General features: G+C 62.8%; 14 protein-coding genes. 8 read left to right on the top strand and 6 right to left on the bottom strand.

Going from position 1 to position 16148, the window contains the following annotated elements:
• The first annotated feature begins 213 nt into the window (after positions 1-213).
• The 4 genes from C7G61_RS13135 (at position 214) to C7G61_RS13120 (ending at position 6163) form a co-directional block, all read left to right on the top strand.
• Positions 214-1977, top strand: coding sequence for an ABC transporter ATP-binding protein (locus tag C7G61_RS13135; protein ID WP_108514561.1), 1764 nt, complete (start codon positions 214-216; stop codon positions 1975-1977).
• Between the two features lie 66 nt (positions 1978-2043).
• Entirely contained in the window at positions 2044-4242 is a 2199-nt protein-coding gene (locus tag C7G61_RS13130; protein WP_108514558.1) for an amylo-alpha-1,6-glucosidase, read from the top strand.
• A gap of 41 nt (positions 4243-4283) precedes the next feature.
• Positions 4284-4787: a PRC-barrel domain-containing protein gene (locus C7G61_RS13125; protein ID WP_108514556.1), complete on the top strand. Its 504-nt coding sequence runs from the start codon at positions 4284-4286 to the stop codon at positions 4785-4787.
• A gap of 50 nt (positions 4788-4837) precedes the next feature.
• The gene (locus C7G61_RS13120) at positions 4838-6163 is read left to right on the top strand and encodes an MFS transporter (protein ID WP_108514554.1); all 1326 of its coding nucleotides are present in this window, start codon (positions 4838-4840) and stop codon (positions 6161-6163) included.
• On the opposite strand, the gene C7G61_RS13115 is transcribed toward C7G61_RS13120, so the two are convergent.
• Positions 6135-7361: an MFS transporter gene (locus tag C7G61_RS13115; protein WP_108514551.1), complete on the bottom strand. Its 1227-nt coding sequence runs from the start codon at positions 7359-7361 to the stop codon at positions 6135-6137. The genes C7G61_RS13120 and C7G61_RS13115 overlap by 29 nt on opposite strands.
• Before the next feature lie 123 nt (positions 7362-7484).
• A complete protein-coding gene (locus tag C7G61_RS13110) occupies positions 7485-7976 on the bottom strand; it encodes a cupin domain-containing protein (RefSeq protein WP_108514549.1) in 492 nt (163 codons plus the stop codon).
• Between the two features lie 280 nt (positions 7977-8256).
• Here C7G61_RS13110 and C7G61_RS13105 point away from each other — a divergent pair, with 280 nt between their 5' ends.
• Together C7G61_RS13105 and C7G61_RS13100 are read left to right on the top strand one after the other, a co-directional pair.
• Positions 8257-8541: a hypothetical protein gene (locus tag C7G61_RS13105; protein WP_108514547.1), complete on the top strand. Its 285-nt coding sequence runs from the start codon at positions 8257-8259 to the stop codon at positions 8539-8541.
• Positions 8542-8621: 80 nt separating this feature from the next.
• On the top strand, positions 8622-9341 hold the full coding sequence (locus C7G61_RS13100; protein WP_108514545.1) for a peroxiredoxin-like family protein: 720 nt from the start codon (positions 8622-8624) through the stop codon (positions 9339-9341).
• Between the two features lie 38 nt (positions 9342-9379).
• Here C7G61_RS13100 and C7G61_RS13095 read toward each other — a convergent pair whose 3' ends face one another.
• The 3 genes from C7G61_RS13095 to C7G61_RS13085 all read right to left on the bottom strand — a co-directional run bounded on the left by C7G61_RS13095 (position 9380) and on the right by C7G61_RS13085 (position 12438).
• Positions 9380-10099, bottom strand: coding sequence for a DUF899 family protein (locus C7G61_RS13095; RefSeq protein WP_108514542.1), 720 nt, complete (start codon positions 10097-10099; stop codon positions 9380-9382).
• A 175-nt stretch (positions 10100-10274) separates the two neighbouring features.
• Positions 10275-11432, bottom strand: coding sequence for an ABC transporter permease (locus tag C7G61_RS13090; RefSeq protein ID WP_108514540.1), 1158 nt, complete (start codon positions 11430-11432; stop codon positions 10275-10277).
• A 103-nt stretch (positions 11433-11535) separates the two neighbouring features.
• Positions 11536-12438 carry a LysR family transcriptional regulator gene (locus C7G61_RS13085; protein ID WP_108515029.1) on the bottom strand — a complete coding sequence of 301 codons (903 nt, stop codon included), beginning with the start codon at positions 12436-12438 and terminating at the stop codon, positions 11536-11538.
• Positions 12439-12623: 185 nt separating this feature from the next.
• Between C7G61_RS13085 and C7G61_RS13080 the strand changes: the two genes are divergently transcribed.
• Together C7G61_RS13080 and C7G61_RS13075 are read left to right on the top strand one after the other, a co-directional pair.
• Complete coding sequence (locus tag C7G61_RS13080) at positions 12624-13448, top strand: 3-hydroxybutyrate dehydrogenase (RefSeq protein ID WP_108514538.1); 825 nt, start codon at positions 12624-12626, stop codon at positions 13446-13448.
• A gap of 26 nt (positions 13449-13474) precedes the next feature.
• Positions 13475-14638, top strand: a complete 1164-nt coding sequence (locus C7G61_RS13075; protein ID WP_108514535.1) for a patatin-like phospholipase family protein — start codon at positions 13475-13477, stop codon at positions 14636-14638.
• Between the two features lie 7 nt (positions 14639-14645).
• On the opposite strand, the gene glgA is transcribed toward C7G61_RS13075, so the two are convergent.
• Positions 14646-16073 (bottom strand): glycogen synthase GlgA, encoded by a 1428-nt coding sequence (glgA, locus tag C7G61_RS13070; protein WP_108514533.1) that lies wholly within the window; start codon positions 16071-16073, stop codon positions 14646-14648.
• Between the last annotated feature and the right edge of the window lie 75 nt (positions 16074-16148).

The following is a 16148-nucleotide window of genomic DNA, read 5'->3' as shown; positions in this document are numbered from 1 at the left end:
TGCGAAGTTCCCTTACTCAGCACATCTTGCTTCCTCCACACGACTGTCTTGCTGATGCCATTTGACACAAACACAGTTACGACTGTCTCGATGCTGCAGAATTGTTGCGCAGTGATGGCCATGCGCACGGAAACCCGAAGCGGCATTCTTCACGTCGTCGTGTGCGACACGCGTTAGGGATTCTCGTTCACTCTCAACAGGTTTGCGGAACTCATGGACAATCTTTCAGGATATGTGCGACGGCCGTTTCCCTTCGTGCTGCGCTATCTGCGCCAGCGTCGCGCGGCCCATGTGGTCATCGTGTCTGCCGTTGTTGCAGCAGTTGCCTGCTCGGTGGGCACGCAGTATGGCGTGAAGAATCTGGTCGACAGCCTGACGGCCGGTTCGGCGCACGCGAACAGCGTATGGCTGGCATTCGGTTTTCTCATGTCGCTGATCGCGGCAGATAATTTGCTGTGGCGGGTCGCAAGCTGGACGGCGAGCTTCACCTTCGTCGGCGTCACCGGCGATCTCCGCCGCGACATGTTCCGCCATCTGACCGGTCACGCCCCCAGCTACTTCTCCGACCGGCTGCCGGGGATGCTGACCAGCCGTATCACTGCGACGTCCAACGCCGTCTTCACCGTTGAAAACATGTTCGTCTGGAACGTGTTGCCGCCGTGCATCGCGACCGTCTCGGCGATACTCCTGATCGGAACCGTCAGCCTGGCGATGTCTGCGGGACTGATCGTCATCGCGGGTATCATGTTGATGGCGATGTTCCACCTCGCCGCGGCGGGCAAGCCGCTGCATGACGACTTCGCTGACAAGGCGGCCGCGGTGGACGGCGAGATGGTTGACGTCATCAGCAACCTGCCGCTGGTCCGCGCTTTCTGCGGCCTCAGCTACGAACACGACCGCTTCGACGCCACCGTCGAGCGGGAACTCGACGCCCGTGGCCGCAGCCTTCGCTATCTCGAGAAGCTGCGGCTGCTTCACGCCGTCGTGACAATCGCGTTGACGATCGCGCTGCTGGCGTGGGTCATTACGCTCTGGCAGCAGGGCGCGGCGACCACCGGCGATGTCGTGCTGGTCTGCACGCTCGGGATTTCGATCCTGAGCGCGACGCGCGACCTTGCGGTGGCGCTGGTCGACGTGACCCAGCACGTCGCCCGCCTGACCGAAGCGATCGCGACCCTGTTGCTGCCGCACGAGTTGAAGGATCATCCCGAGGCCGAGCCGCTGGTCCGCAGCGGCGCCGCCGTCGGCTTCAACAACGTCGCGTTCCACTATCCAGGCGGCGTTCAGGTGTTCGAGAAGTTCAACCTGCGCATTCAGCCCGGGCAGCGGGTCGGACTGGTCGGCCATTCCGGCGGTGGAAAATCCAGCCTGTTCGCGCTGCTGCAGCGGTTCTACGACATCCAGAACGGCAGCATCACCATCGACGGCCAGGACATCGCGCGGGTGACGCAGCAAAGCCTGCGCGAGGCAATCTCCGTGGTGCCGCAGGACATCTCGCTGTTCCACCGCTCGATCATGGAAAACATCCGCTACGGACGGCCGAACGCGACCGACGACGAGGTCCTGCGCGCGGCGATTGCGGCGCGTTGCGATTTCATCGAAAATCTCCCCGAGGGCATGGCGACCATGGTCGGCGATCGCGGTATCAAGGTCTCCGGCGGGCAGCGGCAGCGGATCGCCATCGCGCGCGCCTTCCTGAAGGACGCGCCGATCCTGTTGCTGGATGAAGCGACTGCCGCGCTCGACAGCGAATCCGAAGAGGCGATCCGCGAGGCGTTGTCACGGCTGATGCGCGGGCGTACTGTGATTGCCATCGCCCATCGTCTCGCCACCTTGCGCAATTTCGACCGCGTGGTGGTGCTGCAGGGCGGGCGGATCATCGAGGATGGACCGCCGGATATTCTCGTGCAGGGGAGGGGACCCTATCGCGAGTTGGTCGCGCGTGAAATGGGCCGTCTCGCCAGCCATGCGGCCTGATCTGCGACAGTAGCGTTTGCGTCCCGATGCGTCCATCACAACGCAAGGAAATCGCTTGAGGTCCAGATGACAGCCGAAGTCACCCAACTGATCGCCATCGAGCCTGCCGAACACGTTGCGGAATCGTCGTTCTACATCCCTATGACGGGCCCGGCGACGCGGCGGCGCTGCACACTCAAGCACGACGACACCTTCATCGTACTGGACAGCCATGGCGATATCGGCGCCTCTGCCGGCGGACCCGACGGTCTGTTCAACGCCGATACGCGTTATCTCGCCCGGCTGGAGATGGTGCTCGACGAAGTCCAGCCGCTGCTGCTCGGCACCAATCTACGCGACGACAATTCGGCCTTGACCGTCGACCTCACCAATTCCGACGTGTACCGCAACGGCAGGCTGGCCTTGCAGAAGGACACGCTGCACATCGTGCGCTCGATTTTCCTGTGGCGCGGCACGGCCTACCAGCGCATCGCCCTGCAAAATCACGGCGACCGGCCGGCGAGCTTCGACCTGACGCTGCTGTTCGACAATGATTTCGCCGATTTGTTTGAGGTGCGCGGCGAGCGCCGGCCGCGCCGGGGAATAGGTTCCAGCCGGTTGCTCGGCCCCGCCGATGTCGTGCTGGAATATAGCGGGCTCGACGGCCAGACCCGGATTACCGCCTTGCATTTCGAGCCGCGGCCGACACGGCTCACCGTCAACTCGGCGACCTATCATTTCGAGCTGGCGCCGAAGGAAGTGATCGCATTGTTCGTCGCGGTATCCTGCAACAAGCCGATCATGCAGAAGCCGATACCGTTCTACCGCGGCCTGTTGGCACATCGTCGCGAGATGCGACGCTTGACGAGCGGCGCGGCCAGCATCGAGACGTCGAACGATATCTTCAACGAGGTGCTGTGCCAGGCGATGGCCGACCTCAACATGCTGATGACGGAAACGCCGCAGGGGCGGTACCCTTATGCTGGCATTCCCTGGTATTCGACCACGTTCGGCCGCGACGGATTGATCACCGCGCTGCAAATGCTGTGGGTCGATCCGCGCATCGCCCAGGGCGTGTTGCGGCGGCTCGCCTTCTTCCAGGCCAAGACCACAGATCCCTTGGCTGATGCCGAGCCCGGCAAGATCCTGCACGAGATGCGCGGCGGCGAGATGGCGGCGCTGCGCGAGGTGCCGTTCGCGCAGTATTACGGCAGCGTCGATTCCACTTCGCTGTTCGTTCTGCTGGCTGGTCTTTACGTCGAGCGCACCGGCGACGAGGCGACGCTGGCCGAGTTGTGGCCGGCGATCGAAGCGGCGTTGCAATGGATCGACGGCCCCGGCGATCCCGACAAGGACGGTTTCGTCGAATATCAGCGCGCCACCGAGCAGGGGCTTGCCAACCAGGGCTGGAAGGATTCCTTCGACGCGATCTTTCATGCCGATGGGCAACTCGCCGAAGGCTATATCGCGCTGGCGGAGGTTCAAGGATATGTCTTTGCCGGCAAGCGGCTGGCGGCGCGCTGTGCCCGGCGCCTGGGAATGATCGATCGGGCGGCGCAGCTCGAATCCGCGGCGCTTCTCCTTGCCGAGCGCTTCGAGGTGGCGTTCTGGTGCGAGGAACTCGGTACCTATGCGGTGGCGCTCGACGGTGCCAAGCGGCCGTGCAAGGTGCGAACCTCGAATGCCGGCCAGCTTCTCTTCACCGGCATAGCTCGAACCGATCGTGCGCGGCGGGTCGCAGTCGAACTGATGAGCCACAAATTCTTTTCGGGATGGGGCATCCGCACCGTTGCGCGCGGCGAAGTCCGGTACAACCCGATGTCCTATCACGATGGATCGATCTGGCCGCACGACAATGCGCTGATCGCGCTCGGCTTTGCGCGCTATGGCCTGAAGCATTCGGTGGCGCACCTGTTCAAGGCCCTGTTCGACGCCGCGAGCTACATGGACCTGCGGCGGCTGCCGGAATTGTTCTGCGGATTCCGACGCGAGAGGCGGCGCGGACCGGTGCTCTATCCTGTCGCCTGCGCGCCGCAGGCCTGGGCCAGCGCGACGCCGTTCAGCCTCCTGGAAGCGGCGCTCGGCCTCGAATTCGATGCCGCGCGCGGCGAAATCCGTCTGCGCGATCCACGGTTGCCGGAATTCCTCAACGAAGTACTGTTGCGCGATCTGCGGCTCGGACCTTCCAGCGTCGATCTGAGGGTTCGCCGTCACGGCGATGAAGTGTCGCTCGAGGTGGTGCGGACACGCGGCCAGATCCAGGTGTCGATCGTATTGACGCATTAGAAGCCATGCGCGGGTCGTGCATCTAGGAGTCAGGAGGCCACATGCGCATTGGTATTCTCATTCTGTGTTTGATCGCTGGATTAGCCGGCGGTCCGCCAGCTTCTGCGGCGGAGGACACCGGCGCGCCGCAGGGTGGCCGCACTGCGCCACAGGACGCAGCGAAGCCGCCCGACGCTGCAAAGGAGCTCGTGCCTCCGCCGTCGGTCACCGTGATTGGCGCCAGGGATGCCCACGGCATTCTCGGCCGCGAAGTTCGCAGCGCGGCGAACGAAGATATGGGGCGCATCGTCGATGTGATCGTGGATCGCGAGGGCAATGTGCGCGCGGCCGTGATCGATTTCGGCGGTTTTCTCGGCGTCGGCAGTCGGAAGATCGTCGTCGACTGGGGCGTGCTGCGTTTCGGCCGCGTTGCCAACAAGCGTGACAGCATCTCGCTCGAGCTGACCAAGGCGCAGGTTGCGGCGGCGCCCGAATACAAGGAGGACGCACCGGTTATCGTTCTCGGTGCGGCCGGCCGTCTGCAGCCGTGGGATTTCGATCACTAGCGCATGATCCGGAAAAGTGGATACCGGCTTTCCGGGAAGATCATGCGCAAATGAGAAGGAGACGTGACCTGTTCGCGCGTCCATCCCAGTCGATTGGGCGGATTGACGACGATCGCCAAGGGCGGTCCGCCGGTGGGGGCAATGTTGTGCCGCTGCCGCCTGCGCCCGGCGGCAGGCCAAAGCCGTCGCGCGAAAGCCAGCGCGGCCTCGACTGGTTCATCTTCTTTCTCGCCGACGTTCAGACCGGCTTCGGCCCGTTCATTGCGGTCTATCTGACTACGCAGAAATGGACGCAGGTCGAGATCGGCTTTGTGCTGTCGATCGGCGGCATCATCGGCCTGCTCGGGCAGATGCCCGGCGGCGCTATCGTCGATTACGCGCGTTCCGAGCGGCTGGTGGCGGGCCTGGCGGTCGCCACCATCGGCTGCGCCGCGCTGGCCTATGCGTTGTGGCCGATCTTTCCGGTGGTGACGGCGGCGGCCATTCTGCATGCGCTGGCGAGTTGCGTGCTGGGTCCGGCGATCGCGGCGATCAGTCTCGGTCTGGTCGGGCCGTTCGCCATCGGGGAGCGGCTTGGGCGCAATGCCCGCTTTGCATCGCTGGGCAACGGCTCGGCGGCGGCGCTGATGGGCGCGACCGGTTACCTGTTGTCGAGCCAGGCAGTGTTTCTCGTGACCTTCATGCTCGCGATTCCGACATTGCTGGCGCTTGCGAGCATCCGCGAGCAGGAGATCGACGTCGCTCAAAGCCACGGCGCCGTCGTGCGGGAGGTTCCCGATAAAGAGGCCACCAGCGTTTTCCATCTGCTACGCCAACGTCCGCTGCTGATCTTTGCCGGCGGCGTGTTGCTGTTTCAGCTCGCGAACGCCGCCATGCTGCCGCTGATGGCTGGCGTCGTCACCATGCGGTCCAGCCAATGGGCGCCGGTGCTGATCGCAGCCTGCATCATCGTGCCGCAGGCCATCGTCGCGCTGGCTTCGCCCTCGGTCGGCCGCAAGGCGCAGGCGTGGGGCAGGCGGCCGCTGCTGCTGCTGGCGTTCGGCGCGCTGGCGATCCGCGGCCTGCTGTTTGCGGTTGTCAGCGATCCTTATCTATTGGTCGCCGTGCAGGTGTTCGACGGAATCACCGCGGCCGTACTTAGCGTGATGGTGCCGCTGATCGTGGCCGATGTCGCCTTCGGAAGCGGCCACTTCAATCTGGCGCTAGGCATCGTCGGCACCGCGACCGGCATCGGCGCGTCATTGAGCACGGTGCTGGCGGGCTACATCAGCGACACCTTTGGCAGCAGCATCGCGTTCACCGGGTTGGCCGGGATCGCAGCCTTGGGCCTGACAGTGATCTGGCTGTTCATGCCGGAGACCCGGCGGGTTGAGTGAGCGTGAGGCGCGCGGTCAATAGCGCTGCGATAGCCAGCGACGCGCCCACGCCGGCGACGCAGGCGATCCATCCGAAGCGGTCGAACAACTGGCCCAGCACGGCGCTGCCGACAAGGCCGCCGAGAAAATAGCAGGCAAGATAGGTTCCGCTGGCAATGCCGCGGTTGTCGCTGGCGGCCTGGGCTACGAAGCCGGTGGCGCAGGCCTGTGCGAAGAACGTGCCGACGCCGACCAGCACCATGCCGGTCAGCACCTCGGGCAGATGCGAAGACAGCATCAGGGGGAGGCCCGCAGCGGCGACCGCAAGCGCGCCCCAGGTTGTCGGCCGCGTGCCGAAGCGCGCCACGGCCCTGCCGGCGAACAGCGTGGTGACGACGGATGGCGCGAACACGAAATAGACAAAGCCGAGATCCATCCGCCCGAGCGACAGCGGTGCGCGCACCAGCACGAAATTGACGAAGGTAAAGGTGCCAATAAACGCAAACAGGATGCAGAAGCCGATGGCAAAGGCCGAGCGCAGCGCCGGGTTGCGCCAATGCTCGATCGTCGCAGCGAACGGCGATTGCGCCATCGACATCGCATGCATTGGTTTGACGCGCTGGATGGTGAAGTACACCAGCACCGCGCCGGCAAGATTGAGCAGGGCGAAGAAGTAGAAGTTCGAGGCCAGCCCGAGCGTATCGACGACGGCGGCCGATACCAGCCGCCCGATCAGGTTGCTGGCGACATTGCCGGTGATATAGGCGGCAAACGCGCCGCCCGTGTCCATCTGATTGCACTGCTCCCCGAGATAGGCCAGCGTCAGCGCGAAGGCCGAGGCCATGCAGAGGCCCTGCGCGACGCGAAGGACCGTGAACACGGTGAGATTGGGGGCACTAGCCAGCAGGGCGGTGGGGATCGCGAGCAGGACCAGGCTTGCGAGAATGCCGAGCCGGCGGTCGATATGCGGGCTCAGGAAGCCGACCACGAGCCCCGCGATCGCCATGCCCATGGTGCTGGCGTTGACCGCGAAGCCCATCGCGGCGGGGCTGACGTTGTAATGCCGCGTCAGCGAGGGAAGGATCGCCTGCGTGGCGAACAGATCGACCACGGTCAGGAACGCCGTGAGGCCTATGACGAGAGATCGCAGCACCACGCCGGGTGAATGACCCTGCATTTCCATCGCTTCCGATTTCAAGTGCGCGGAAATGTCCGTCATGGCGCTTCTCAATGTCACTCATGAGAAAGAAAGGATGTGACGCCTGGGCGCGTGGGGCGACACGTGGGACCCCAGGGCGTCACATCCAGCAACGAGACGTCGGGTGGCGCTCGTTACAACTCCTTACATGTGGTTGTCGTGCGGATCCTTGCGGACGTCGCCGACATAAAGAATGACGGTCTCCTTGCCGAGGTTCTTCCACCAGTGCGAGGTGCCGGCGACTTCCGGCCTGATCTCGCCGGCCTTGTGCACGATCGGATCGGCGCAGTTGCTGGCGTATTCGACGATCTCGCCCTGCTGGACGTAGATCAGCGCGGGACGGTCGTCATGGCTGTGCCAGGGCACGATGCCGCCGGGCTCGATCGTCAGCTTGCGGAAGCGCAGCTCGCGATCCCTGATGTTGGCCGGCTGCTTCTCGAGGTTGATCGAGCCAAGCGTGACGTCGGTGACGCCGACCGGCTTGGTGTCGACCATCGGGCGGACATTTGGCTGCATCTTGCCGGCCGGGCATTCTCCCGCAATGGCGGTCGAGGTGGTCGCAAGCGAGCCTGCGATCATTCCGGCGAGCACGAGGCCTTGCCGGATCGTACGTGACGTGACGTTGGATTTGGACATATCGTGGTCTCCTCTTCAGGTTTTGCGGCCCCGAATGATCCGGCCGGCTACGTCCACGACGATCATTGAATTCGCGTGCAGGAGGAAATGCCGGTTAGCTCTTAAGTCCATAGCGTCGCGCTATGCGCTCTGAAGTCGATACGGCGGACTATTGGCCGGCTCTCAATGCGTCGCGGCTATCGAACCGATTGTGCAACGGCATTTCTCATTCAGGTCAGGCGGTCCTCTGATGGGTCAGCGCCCGATTGGCGGGCGTCAGCATTCATCCAGAGGAATCCCCATGAAAACCTTTTCCAAGACCCTGATCGCTGCCGCGGCGTTTGCCGCCATTGCCACCACGGCCTTTTCGCAAGTTCCCTGGGAATTCAATCCGGGCATGGCCTATATGTATGCCGGCCCCGGGAAAATGTCGGCAATGGCCATGGCGGCAACGCCGAAGAACCACGATGCGATGATGAAGAACGCCAAAAAGGTGCCGAGCAATACCGTCTTCTTCATGGACAAGGGCCAGCTCTACTCGGCCTCCGGCACGCTCGACCCGACCGGAAACTTCTATCTGCCCTGAGCCTTTGGCTGCTGAAACGTTGGGCCGCCCTTGCGGGGCGGCCCGGACCGGAAAATAATGCTGATAAGCCGGAGCACATCATGACGACGTCGCTATCATCCGCCAATGCCGAGCGCCTCAAGCAGGCGTTCCAGCAATGCCGTGACATGGAAGGCAGCTTGCGCGACCAGCTGGAGGCCTACGCCGCGGCGGGGCGGGAGTTCTTTCCGGCCTATGGCGAAGCGGTCGATCGGCTGGTGGCGCGGCTCAATGAGAACGGCGGCGGCGAGAACGCGCCGCGTCCGGGCGAGGTGATGCCGCCGTTCCTGCTGCCGGACGAGACCGGCCGGCTGGTCAGCCTGAAATCACTGATCGACCGCGGCCCGGTTGCCGTGATGTTTTATCGCGGTCATTGGTGCCCTTATTGCCGGTTGAATGTGCGAGCGGTGATCCAGGCCCAGGACCGGATCAAGGCGTTGGGTGCGCAAACGGTTGCGATCATGCCGGAGACGCAAGCCTATGCCGAGAAATTCAAGTCCGAGGCGGAAGCGCCATTTCCGGTACTGACCGACCTCGACAACGGCTACGCGCTGTCGCTCAATCTTGCGATCTGGCTCGGCAGCGAAATCCAGCGGCTGCTGTCATACCAGGACATGGCGAGCTTCCAGGGCAATGACGGCTGGGTGTTGCCGATTCCGGCGACCTTCGTGGTCGGCCGCGATGGATTGGTGAAGGCCCGCTTCGTCGACCCTGATTTCCGCAAGCGCATGGAAATCGACGACCTGATCGCCGCGCTGAAGAGCGCGAGCGGAGAGCAGTAGCGCAGCGACGTGGCTCTGTGTACGCCGTCAAGCGTGGTTCAATCGTAGTTCACCTTTGGAAAGAAATCGCCCCGGCCTTCCGGTGTCATGTCGAGAAGACCCCAGAGCGGGTCGGCGAGATCACCAGCACGATGGTGCTGGTTGGGAGCGGATGCGGCAAAGCTCATCTCTGAGCCCCAGAAGTGCCTGATCGCCCCGTTCTTCTTTCTGAAGACGTTGAAGATTGTTTCGTCCCAGTCGTCGCCGTCGGGAACTCGATGTTGCCTGCGCATTCCCTTGGAAAATTTTGACGTGTCACCGAAGTAGTCCGCGTCATAGCTGTTGCCTGCGGTCGAAAGTAGCGAGAGATGCTCCCAGCCACGTTCGTGTGCCCAGGCGGCGAGACGCGCGATTGGCGATTTGGCGACGATGTGGAGCGCAGCGCGTTCGCCTATGTGTCTCGCAGCGCCGTCTATCCCATCGAGCAAATGGGTGCAGCCTGGACACGGCAATTCGCGTTCGGGGCCGTACATGAAGCTGTACAGAATGAGCGTGTCGTGTGGACCGAACAGCTCGGACATCTTCACGTTCTCCGGCATGCTGGTCTTGCCGATCCACTCGAAAACGTAGTCCTCGGGTACCTCACCGCCGGGCGGCAGCGCGCGACGCTTCGCGGCAACGGCCTCGATCTGCGCGCGAAGCGCAATCTCGTCATCCAGAAGCGTATTTCGGGCGGCCCGGTATTCCACGCTTTCATTGGGGTAATGGATATGCTCCATGGCTGTCCTCTCAGACGCTGAGGAACCTGTCCGAGACTAAACTCGCCCCGGAAACCAGAGTTCCCACATCGAGGCGATTAGTGCGCTGAGTTTGAGAATCCAATCCCGCTGCCAGATGGCCGGCAATTCGTCACGCTGAAGGACGCCGGCGAATACATCCCGTCGGTCAGGTCATTTAAGAGCGCTGCAACGATGAGAGCGCGGGCAGTCGTAAAACAAAGATCGCAGGAGCCGTGACTGCCAGCAAGGAAGTTGCGGCAATCAGGAGAGATGCAATCGTCAACATCTCAACTGAGAGAGACATTCCCGGAGCGATCTGAGTCAGCATCGGGCCGATCGATTTTATCGCTCCGAAGGCCGCGACCATTCCGGCAATCCCTCCCAAGCTTGCGACGATCAAAACTTCAGCAAAATAGATTGATACAATCCGCGCCGGCGAAAATCCTAACGTCTTCATCACGGCGATATCTTTGCGGCGCTCGCGCACCGAAATCATGACCGTGTTGACAACAATCATCAGCAAGGTGAGCAGAGATGCGCCAACTACAAGCGACGTCATAAGCGCGACATTGCCAAGCTGTGCGGCAAAGCTTCTGTTAAAGCTGCGCTCGGTGTCTGTTGTGGTGGAGGTAGGATCAACGAGAAATTCCCGGTCGATCGCATTGCTGAGTGATTGGCTGTCAACACCGGGAGGAGGGCGGAACACAATCCAGCCAATTGTGTCTTGGCCAATGGCGCGAGCATCATTGAAATAATCATGGCGTAGAAACATAAAGTTGGTATCGACGTGGGCCGATCCGCCCTTGAAGATTCCTGAAATCGTGAAGTGCCAGGAGCGAGAGCCGTTCTTTTGAATAATGGAACGACTCAGAACCGGAATTGTATCTCCAACCCTCCAGCCCCATTTCGCCGCCATCGTTTCACCGACCAGAAGCCCCAGACGATCCTGTTTGAATCTCGTCTTTTCAGAATCGGAAAGCAGGATGTCTGAGCGATAGACTTCCAGGTAAGTCGCTGGATCGACTGCGAATGCATGGAGCGAATTCTTGGGCTCGCGGTAGTAACCGCCGAACCAGCTCGCGAAAGTCGCTTCACCAATACCCGAGATATTCAGCAGTCGGCCAAAATGTGTCGCCGGTAGGGGCTGCATGAAGCTTAACTTGTTGACAGTTATCAATCGACCTGCATCGGTAGAGGCTTCCGCATTGAAGGCCTGCTCAAATGCAGTCAGGACGCCGAAAAGGCAAAAGGCAGCCGAGAACGCAACGGCCAGCAAGAGATTGCGCGTCTTGGCCGCCTTCAAATTTGCTAGAGCAATTCCAACAAAGGTCATGCCGCGAAGCTAGCAAAGCGGCATATCGCGCGGCAACGGCCCCACCGTTTGATTAGGTAGTTTCTAAAGGGACTATTTCTTCCGTGCGGTCGTCCTGACAACCCTAGGCGCCTGCGGTTTTGCCGATGAATTGCTGCCAGTCGGCGCCGCGCAGCATGCGCATCACGGCGGATGCCACGGCGGTCCGCTCACGCCCGGCAACGCCATAGAGGTTGACGGTCCGCCGCGCGTCCAACCCGTCGACCGGGGCACGCTTCAGCGTCGGCGGAATCGAGGCGGTGTCGGGCACCACGGCGACGCCGATATCGGCTTCCAGCAGTTCGATCAGATCGCGTTCGGAAGCGATCTCATGGCCGCGATCCACATCGAGACCGTGCTCGCGAAGCGAAGCGTTCACCCGTGCGCCATGCTCGCAATAGTTTCGCGACAGCAATTGCTCGGCGCGAAGATCGCCGAAATCGATTTTCTCGCGAGCCGCCAGCGGATGATTCTTGTTGACGACGAGCTGAAAGTTTTCGGTGAACAGCGGCCAGGTATCGAGCCGGTCCCACTCCTCGCTGATCTCGGCGGCAATGCCGAGCTCGGCTTCGCCTTTCTTTAGAAACTCGGCGACTTCGCGGGCGTTGCCGCGCAGAAAGCGGAACTCCAGGCGATTGAACATCCGCTTGATCTGGTCGAGATGCGGAATCAACAGCGACAGGTCGACGGAATGGGTCAGCGCAATCCGGAGCGCGCCGACTTCGCCGCTCTTGAAAGACGAGGCAAGTTCGCGCGCGCCGGTCGCCGCCTCGTAGCATTGCTTGAGCAGCGGATGCATGCGCTGGCCGAGCTCGGTCAATTGCGCGGCGGGCCGCTCGCGGCGAAACAGGTCGCCGCCGAGTTCGGCTTCGAGCTGCTTGATGGCGCGCGTCAGCGACGGTTGCGTGACGTTGCACTCGTCGGCGGCGCGCGTGAAGTTGAGCACACGTGCAACCGCGAGGAAGTAGCGAACCTGATGCATCTCCATGGTCGTGCCTCGGTCTATGGTGCGCAGAACGTACCCGATCGCGGCGTCCGACGACACCATAACCGCGATAGCGCCAGCGTATGGTTTTGGAAGCCAAACGGCATTTCCTCAGCCGAGGGCAGCCGGGCAGGGTGGGCGGAGATGGTCAGCGTAAGGTGCTGATCTCCCCACCCGAAAGGACGGCCATGAATATTCAGGTCAGAACGCAAGGTGCCGCGGCTGTGCGGCCGCTGGCCGGCAGGGTCTCGCTTGTTACGGGATCGACCAGCGGTATCGGGCTCGGGATTGCTCGCGCGCTGGCGGAAGCCGGCTCGGCGGTGGTGCTGAACGGCCTTGGCGTCGCGGCCGAGATCAACAGGACCAAAGATCAGTTGGCTGCCGATTTCGGCGTCGAGGTCAGTTATTCCGCGGCCGATATGACCCGTAGTGATGCGATCGCCGAGATGATCGCGGCGACCGTCGCCAGTCACGGGCGGCTGGATATTCTGGTCAACAATGCCGGCATTCAATATGTCGCGCCGCTCGACCAGTTTCCGGTCGAGAAATGGAATGCGATCCTGGCGATCAATCTGTCGTCGGCGTTTCACACCACACGGCTGGCATTGCCGGCGATGCGCCAGAACAAGTTCGGGCGGATCATCAACATCGCCTCTGCCCACGGATTGGTCGGATCGCCGTTCAAGGCGGCCTATGTCGCGGCGAAGCACGGCATCGTCGGCCTGACCAAGGTGACCGCGCTCGAGACCGCCGAGGACGGCATCACCTGCAATGCGATCTGCCCGGGTTATGTCTATACGCCGCTGGTCGAGGCGCAGATCGACAGCCAGGCCAGGGCGCACGGCATTTCGCGCGAAAAGGTCATTCACGACGTGTTGCTGGCGCAGCAGCCCAACAAGCATTTTGCGAGCGTTGAGGAATTGGGCGCGCTGACGGTCTTTCTCGCCAGCGATGCGGCGGCATCGATCACCGGCACGGCATTGCCGGTCGATGGCGGCTGGACTGCACACTAGAGCGACGAACATCCAGGGAGCGTGACATGAAGGACGTTCAGGACGTCGGCGCTTCGCCGAACCTGCGATCGCTGGCCAGGTCAGAGCCGGGCCAGGTCGTGCTGGTGCTGCAGGGCGGCGGCGCGCTCGGCTCCTATCAGGCCGGCGTCTATCAGGCGCTGCATGAGGCCGGAATTGAGCCGGACTGGATCATCGGCACCTCGATCGGCGCCATCAACGCCAGCCTGATCGCCGGCAATGCGCCGCAGAACCGGCTGTCGCGCCTGCGCGAGTTCTGGAAGAAGATGGAGCAGAATCCGATCTGGAGTTTTCGCGACATCTTTCCGGGCTTCAACGAAAAGCTCTCTTACTGGTCAACGGTGACCAACGGCATTCCCGGTTTCTTCCGGCCCAACCCGCTGGCCCATGCCGGCGACAGCTATCCGCTCGGCGCCGACAATGCCGGCTATTACTGCACTTCGCCGCTGGAGCGGACGCTGACGGAGCTGGTGGATTTCAACCTGGTCAATCAATGCACGCCGCGCCTGACGGTGGGCGCCGCCCATGTCCGCACCAGCCAGATGCGCTATTTCGACAGCCGCGATGGCGAACTCGGCGTCAGGCACATCATGGCGTCGGGCGCGCTGCCGCCGGCCTTCCCGGCGGTGCGCATCGACGGCGAACTCTATTGGGATGGCGGCATCCTGTCGAACACACCGACAGAGGCCGTGTTCGACGACAATCCGCGCAAGAACTCGCTGATCTTCGCCGTGCACCTCTGGAATCCGTCCGGCGCCGAGCCGACCACGATGGCGGAGGTGCTGAACCGGCACAAGGATGTGCAGTATTCGAGCCGGATCGCGAGCCACATTGCGCGGCAGCAGCAGGCGCATCGGCTGCGCCATGTCATCAACCAGCTCGCCGCGCGCCTGCCGGAGTCCGAGCGCAACAGCGAAGCGGTGAGGGCGCTCACCGGTTATGGCTGCCCGACCCGGATGCATGTGGTGCGGCTGCTGGCCCCGCAGCTCAGCCGCGAGGACCACACCAAGGACATCGATTTCAGTCCGTCCGGCATCATGCAGCGCTGGGATGCCGGTTACCGTCACACCAGGTCGGTGCTCGAAAAAAAGCCCTGGATCGGCGAATTCGATCCGCTCTGCGGCGTCATCCTCCACGAGCAGATGGAAGTCATGCCGGAAGCGGCGGAATAGTCGCAAATCACGCGATGATGGAAGGCGCGATCGTCTTGCGATAGAGCGCGCTGTAAAGGGCAGCCGACAGATCCCAGCTAAAGGATCGCGCCATCGCGCTGCGCCGCATCGCGTCGAGGCGGTCCTTGGCGCGGAAGGCGTCGAACGCGCGCCTGACGCCGCCGAGGAAAGACTCCGCCGATGGTTGCGGAAACAGGAATCCGGTTTCGCCGTCCTTGATGGTCTCCGCCAGCCCGCCGGTCTGGTGACCGATCGGCAGCGATCCGAACCGTTGCGCATACATCTGGCTCAGCCCGCACGGTTCGAACCGCGACGGCATCAGGGTGAAATCGCTGCCGGCAAAAATCCGCCGCGCCTGGGCATCGTTGAAGCCGATGGTGACGCCGATCGCATCCGGCCGGCGGCGGTGTGCGTTGACCAGCGCCTGTTCGATCTGGGCCTCGCCGCTGCCGGTCACCACGATCTGTCCGCCGGCCTCGATGATTTCGTCGGCCGCGGACAGGACGAGATCGACGCCCTTCTGGTGCACCAGGCGGGCAACCAGGCCAAACAGCGGGCCGCGCGACAGCGCCAGGCCAAACTGCTTGCGGACGTAGTCGGCATTCGCCTGCTTGCCTTCCCAATCGCCGGGGGCGAAGGTCTGCGCCAGATGCGCGCAGGCGCTGGGATCCCAGCTTTCGTCGATGCCGTTCAAGATGCCGGTCAGTTGCGCGGCGTTCGAGCGGCGCTGCAGCAGACCTTCCAGCCCGCAGCCGAGTTCGCGCGTCGTGATCTCCTTCGCATAGGTGGCGCTGACGGTGGTCAGATGCGAGGCGTAGACGAGGCCGCCCTTGAGGAACGAGACATGGTCGTAGAACTCGAGCCCGTCGATGTGGAAGGAGCTTTCGGGCGCGCCGATCCGGCGCAGCGAGTCCGGCGGGAACAGCCCCTGATAGGCGAGGTTGTGGATGGTCAGGATCGAGGGGACCTTTGAGCCTCGCCATGCCAGATAGGCTGGCGCCAGCGCGGCCTGCCAGTCGTTGGCATGGATCAGGTCTGCTGCCCAATTCTTGTCCAGGCTGCCCGCGGCAAGTTCGGCGGCGGCGGATGCGAAGCGGCCGAACCTGACGTCGTTGTCCGGCCAGTCGCGCCCCGATTCGTCGCCATAGGGGTTGCCCGGTCGGTCGTAAAGTTGTGGGCAGAGCAGGACATAAACCGGCAGGCCATCCCTGGTCGCTGCCCGCCCGAGCGTGCAGGCGGGCATCTCTGCCAGAGAAGGGCATTCCCCAACGATTTCAATGTGGGTGAACTGTTCGATGATGTCCCGGTAGCCGGGCAGCATGATCCGGACGTCACTCCAGCGGCGCAGCGCCCGGGGTAGCGCCGCGGATACGGCAGCAAGCCCGCCCACCCGGACAAAGTCATCCATTTCAGTGGTGACGAACAAGACCTTCAAGACATGCGTCCTCGTACCAGCCGCAATGATACTCCAGCCTCAATGAGACTGATGCAAGAATGGGTCCAACTTCCA

The organism is Bradyrhizobium algeriense, assembly GCF_003062295.1.
GTDB classification, from domain to species: domain Bacteria; phylum Pseudomonadota; class Alphaproteobacteria; order Rhizobiales; family Xanthobacteraceae; genus Bradyrhizobium; species Bradyrhizobium algeriense.
The sequence above is the reverse complement of the archived record's forward strand: the minus strand, read 5'-3'. Positions and strand labels throughout refer to the sequence as shown.